This window comes from Mesorhizobium sp. M2A.F.Ca.ET.067.02.1.1, assembly GCF_004023285.1.
In the GTDB taxonomy this organism is placed as follows: Bacteria; Pseudomonadota; Alphaproteobacteria; order Rhizobiales; family Rhizobiaceae; genus Mesorhizobium.
Genome location: NZ_RZSB01000634.1, coordinates 1 through 3,523, shown reverse-complemented (window position 1 = coordinate 3,523; position 3,523 = coordinate 1). Strand labels below are relative to the sequence as shown.

Sequence of the window (3,523 nt, the reverse complement as noted above, 5' to 3'; positions counted from 1 at the left end):
GAAGAATCCTCCTTCTTCGGCTCGATGGACGGCGCCTCGAAATTCGTGCGCGGCGACGCCATCGCCGGCCTGATCATCACCGCCATCAACATCGTCGGCGGCATCGCCATCGGCTATCTGCGCCACGGCATGGGCCTCGGCCAGGCCGCCGATGTCTTCATCAAGCTGTCGGTCGGCGACGGCCTCGTCACCCAGATCCCGGCCCTCATCGTCTCGCTCGCCGCCGGCATGCTCGTCTCAAAGGGCGGCACGCGCGGCTCGGCCAACCAGGCGGTGTTCGGCCAGCTCGGCGCGCATCCGCGCGCCCTCTATGTCGCGGCCTCGCTGCTGGTCATCCTCGGCCTGATGCCCGGCCTGCCGCTGTTCCCCTTCTTCGCGCTCGCCGGCGGCATGGCCGGCCTGGGCTATATCATCCCGTTGCGCCACAACCGCGCGCTTGCCGCCGCCGAAGCCTTGAAGACGCAGGAGAAGGCGAACAAGGTCGAGGAAGAGAAAAACTCGGTCAAGGCCTCGCTGGCCACCGCCGAGATCGAGCTGCTGATCGGCAAGCAGCTTTCGACCAGGCTGATGGTGGCGCACCAGGAACTGGTCTTCCGCATGTCGAAGATGCGCAAGAAATTCGCCCAGCAATATGGCTTCGTCGTGCCGGAAGTGCGCGTCGCCGACGACTTCGCCATTCCGCCGAAGAGCTACCAGATCAAGGTGCACGGCACGGTGGTCGCCGAATACCAGATGCGCGTCGGCGAAATCATGGTGCTGCTCGGCACGCGCGGCGTGCCGGACATCCCCGGCGAGGAGATCCGCGAGCCGGCCTTCGGCATGCGCGCCTATTCGGTGCTCGAAACCTTCGCCGAGGATCTGAAGCGCGAGAACTTCACCTTCGCCGACAACATGTCGGTGCTGCTCACGCATCTCTCCGAGGTGATCCGCAACAACCTGCCGCAGCTTCTCTCCTACAAGGACATGAAGGCGCTGCTGGAGCGGCTCGACCCCGAATACCGCAAGCTCGCCGACGAGATCTGCACCTCGCACATCTCCTACCCCGGCCTGCAGGCGGTGCTGAAGCTGCTGCTCGCCGAGCGCGTCTCGATCCGCAACCTGCACCTGATCATCGAGGCGATCGCCGAGATCGCGCCGCATGTGCGCCGCACCGAGCAGATCGTCGAGCATGTGCGCATCCGCATGGCGCAGCAGATCTGCGGCGACCTCTCCGAAGGCGGCACGCTCAAGGTGCTGCGCCTCGGCAACCGCTGGGACCTCGCCTTCCATCAAAGCCTCAAGCGTGACGCCAAGGGCGAGGTGCGCGAGTTCGACATCGATCCGCGCCAGCTCGAGGAGTTCGGCCAGGACGCGAGCAAGGCGATCCGCAAGCATCTCGAGGCCGGCGAGCGCTTCGTGCTCGTCACCGCGCCCGACGCGCGTCCCTATGTGCGCATGATCATCGAGCGGCTGTTCACGACGCTTCCCGTTCTCAGCCATGTCGAGATCGCCAAGGGCGTCGAGATCAAGGTGCTCGGAACGATCTCGTGAACGCGCTCTCGCAAGGCGTCGTCATCGCCGCCTTCCTCGCCTTCTGCCGCATCGGCGCCTGCTTCATGCTGATGCCCGGCCTGTCCAGCGCGCGCGTACCGCTGCAGATCCGGTTGTTCGTTTCAGTGGCCGCGACCGGCGGCCTGCTCGCTTTCCTGTGGGATCGCATCTATCCATTCGTCGATCCGCGCCCGCAGATCCTGGCGCCGATGATCGTCTCCGAGCTGCTGGTCGGCGGGCTGATCGGCGCCATGACAAGGCTCTATATGGAAGCGCTGCGTTTCATGGGCTCGGCCATCGCCACGCTGATCGGCTATGGCGGCTCGGGCGGGCCGGCGATCGAGGAGCCGGAGCCGCAGGCAGCCCTTGCCGCCATCATCTCGTTCTCGGCCCTGCTTCTGCTCTTCGTCTTCGACTTCGACCACGAGATCGTCAAGGCGCTGGTCGCCTCTTATCAGGTCGCGCCGGTCAACGTGTTCTTCAATCCGCAGGCGGCGCTGGTCGATGTCACCGACACCGTGTCGGATGCCTTCTTCCTGGTCATCCGGCTCGGCAGCCCCTTCGTCGCCTATGCCATCCTGGTTAACCTGACGATCGGCTTCGTCAACAAGCTGACGCCGCAGATCCCGGTCTATTTCATCTCGCTGCCCTTCGTCATCGCCGGCGGCATGATCATCTTCTATTTCGCCGTCGGCACGCTGCTGTCGCTCTTCGTCGACGGCTTCGTCGACCTCACGCTGGCGAGATAGCCATGACCACGCGCAAGGATCGTCTGAAGAAATTGGTCAAGGTGCAGGAGCAACTGAAGGCGCTGCACGAGACCCGCCATGCCGGCTTCCTCGCCGCCGCCGTCAAGGCAGAAGCGGAGGCCAAGGAACTGATCGAGCATTTCGACACCGACAGATCGTTGGCAGGCCTCTTTCCCGCGCTCTACCACAAGCGCATCACCGACGCGCTCGGCCGCCAGAAACAGAACCTGGAAGATGCCAAGCACGAAGCCGCGCTGATCGCCACCGCGACGGCGCGCACCAACATGGTCGAGCGCGCCTACAAGGACGTGCGCCGCCGCGACGAACGCGAACGCTCCGACCGCGAGCGGCTCGATCTCATCACGCAGAAGCGGGCCGAGGAGTAGCTCGGTAACAACCCGAAGGTGATTTACGGGCGATACCACGACCGCTTTGCGCCTATCTCGGCCATAGAGGTCGGCTTCGCAGCTTCCTCAAAGTGGACGTTGCCGAGCGACTAGGAGGTGGTGGTAGCGACGAAAACGGACGATCAGCCGTTGTCTTGCGAAGCAGCCGTTGCCTACGTCCTAAGGATCGCCGACTGGCTCGATTTCGAGCAGGTGGCGCCCCAATCGCCGGCACAGGCGACGAGTTGGGATCAGGACCTCTCACCCCTCACATGACGCGGATCGCTTTGTACGGCGTCCTGCGGCGACTTGTGCCGGGCCAACGCAACCCACGGGGCTGTCTTTCGCGATCCCGGTGCGTTCCCCACTCGCTGTCATGCGCCAGCCCGACAGCGCTATTCCGGCAGGCCCGCCTTTCGCAAGCCTTCTACAAGCAGAGCCAAATCGGCCGGACGGCAGGTCGGCATGACATCAGCCAGATTGGAAATTCGTTGGCCGGGATTGAGGGCGAGAATTCGGCTCACCACCTTTTGTGCTTCATCGGCTCGGCCAGCATGAGCATAGCTTGCAGCCGCATAGCGCAATGAACCCAAAAAGTCCGGCTTTTCCTGTAACGACCTTTCGGCCCAGGATGATGCCTCCTCATATCGACCAGCGAAGAGATAAGCCACTGCAAGCGCATTCTGCATGTCGAACATGAGCGGGTCGACCGGGCTCATGCGTATCGCAGTCGCGAGGTGCTGGACGGCGGTTTCCGTATCGCCGAGGTCGACTCTGACCCAGCCGCTGAATAGCCACGCAGTAGCCAGGTTCGGGTTGAGCGCAAGCGCGCGATCAATGAACGCTGCCCCGCTATTG

Annotated in this window: 4 protein-coding genes; 3 read left to right on the top strand and 1 reads right to left on the bottom strand. The window is 63.8% G+C overall.

Annotated features, from left to right (window positions below):
* From EOA28_RS29055 to EOA28_RS29045, 3 genes are all read left to right on the top strand, one after another.
* On the top strand, positions 1–1,530 hold a 1,530-nt coding region (locus tag EOA28_RS29055), incomplete at its 5' end, for an FHIPEP family type III secretion protein (RefSeq protein ID WP_128315541.1).
* Positions 1,527–2,279, top strand: a complete 753-nt coding sequence (fliR, locus tag EOA28_RS29050) for a flagellar biosynthetic protein FliR (RefSeq protein ID WP_095817132.1) — start codon at positions 1,527–1,529, stop codon at positions 2,277–2,279. The genes EOA28_RS29055 and fliR, both read left to right, overlap by 4 nt.
* A 2-nt stretch (positions 2,280–2,281) precedes the next feature.
* Positions 2,282–2,665, top strand: coding sequence for a hypothetical protein (locus EOA28_RS29045; RefSeq protein WP_127250730.1), 384 nt, complete (start codon positions 2,282–2,284; stop codon positions 2,663–2,665).
* A gap of 395 nt (positions 2,666–3,060) precedes the next feature.
* Here EOA28_RS29045 and EOA28_RS29040 read toward each other — a convergent pair.
* A partial coding sequence (locus tag EOA28_RS29040; RefSeq protein WP_128315540.1) for a tetratricopeptide repeat protein occupies positions 3,061–3,523 on the bottom strand: 463 nt, incomplete at its 5' end.

What these genes read in the sequence shown, in the direction of transcription:
- EOA28_RS29045 (WP_127250730.1), top strand. Translation starts at nt 2,282, where the DNA reads ATGACCACGCGCAAGGATCGTCTGAAGAAATTGGTCAAGGTGCAGGAG.